Genomic DNA, 1,338 nt, shown 5'->3' on the forward strand with positions numbered 1-1,338 from the left:
CCCCCAGGCGATGGAGGTCGCCGGCAGGCCGTGCACCCGCCGGTACTGCGCCAACGCGTCGAGGAACACATTCGCCGCCGCGTAATTCGCCTGCCCCGCATTACCGATCACACCCGCGATCGACGAATACAACACGAACATCGACAAATCCAGATGCCGCGTCGCCTCGTGCAGATTCCACGCCGCATCCACCTTCGGCCGCAACACCCGCTCGATCCGCTCCGCGGTCATGTTCTCCAGGAGCGCGTCGGCCAGCACACCGGCCGCATGCACGACACCGGTCAACGGATGCTCCGGCGGGATCGCCGCCAGCAGCGCATCCAACGAATCGCGGTCCGCCGCATCGCAAGCGACCACGTCCACGTGCGCGCCCAGAGCCACGAGTTCGTCACGGAGTTCGGCCGCACCGGGCGTATGCGGGCCGCGTCGGCTCGCCAGCACCAGCCTGCGCACCCCGTACTCGGCCACCAGATGACGAGCAGCCAACCCACCCAACCCACCGGTACCACCCGTGATCAACACCGTGCCCTCGGGCCGCAACGGCGCAGGCACCGTCAACACGTTCTTACCGATATGCCGGGCCTGACTCATGAAACGCAACGCCTCCGGCACCTGCCGCAGATCCCACGCGGTGAGCGGAGACGCGGTGAGCACACCCTCCTCGAACAGGTCGACGATGCGAGTCAAGATCTCGTGGAGCCGGTCGGGCGCCACGTCCATGAGCATGAAACCGCTGTAGGTGACCCCGGGATGTTCGGCGGCTACCCGCTCGGGATCACGCCGATCCAGCAACCCCATCTCCACGAACCGGCCACCAACCCCCAGCAACCGCAACGAGGCATCCACGAACTCACCCGCCAACGAATCCAACACCACATCCACCCCACCCAACCCCGCACGGAACTTCCCCTCGAAATCCAACGACCGCGAATCACCGATCTCCTCGTCACCGAACCCCAACCCCCGCAGAACATCCCACTTCGGACGACTCGCCGTCACCACCAACCGCGCACCCAACCACCGCCCCAACTGCACCGCAGCCAACCCCACCCCACCCGTCGCCGCATGCACCAACACCCGCTCCCCAGCGCGAACCCCCGCCACATCCACCAACCCATAAAACGCCGTAGCAAACACCGCAGGCACCGCCGCCGCCTCCGCAAACGACCACCCCGCGGGCATCGGCACCACCAACCGGCAGTCGGCCACCACGACCGACCCCACGCCGGTCAAGAAACCGAAAACACGTTCACCCGGCACGAGGTTCGTCACTCCGGAACCCACCTCGACCACCACACCGGCGCCCTCCACACCCAGCACAGCGTCCGGATCGGGGTA

General features: G+C 66.8%; 1 protein-coding gene. It reads right to left on the reverse strand.

Going from position 1 to position 1,338, the window contains the following annotated elements:
• On the reverse strand, positions 1-1,338 hold a 1,338-nt coding region (locus ON21_RS30335), incomplete at both ends, for an MDR/SDR family oxidoreductase (RefSeq protein ID WP_039803635.1).

Source organism: Nocardia araoensis NBRC 100135 (genome assembly GCF_000308435.1).
GTDB lineage: Bacteria > Actinomycetota > Actinomycetes > Mycobacteriales > Mycobacteriaceae > Nocardia > Nocardia araoensis.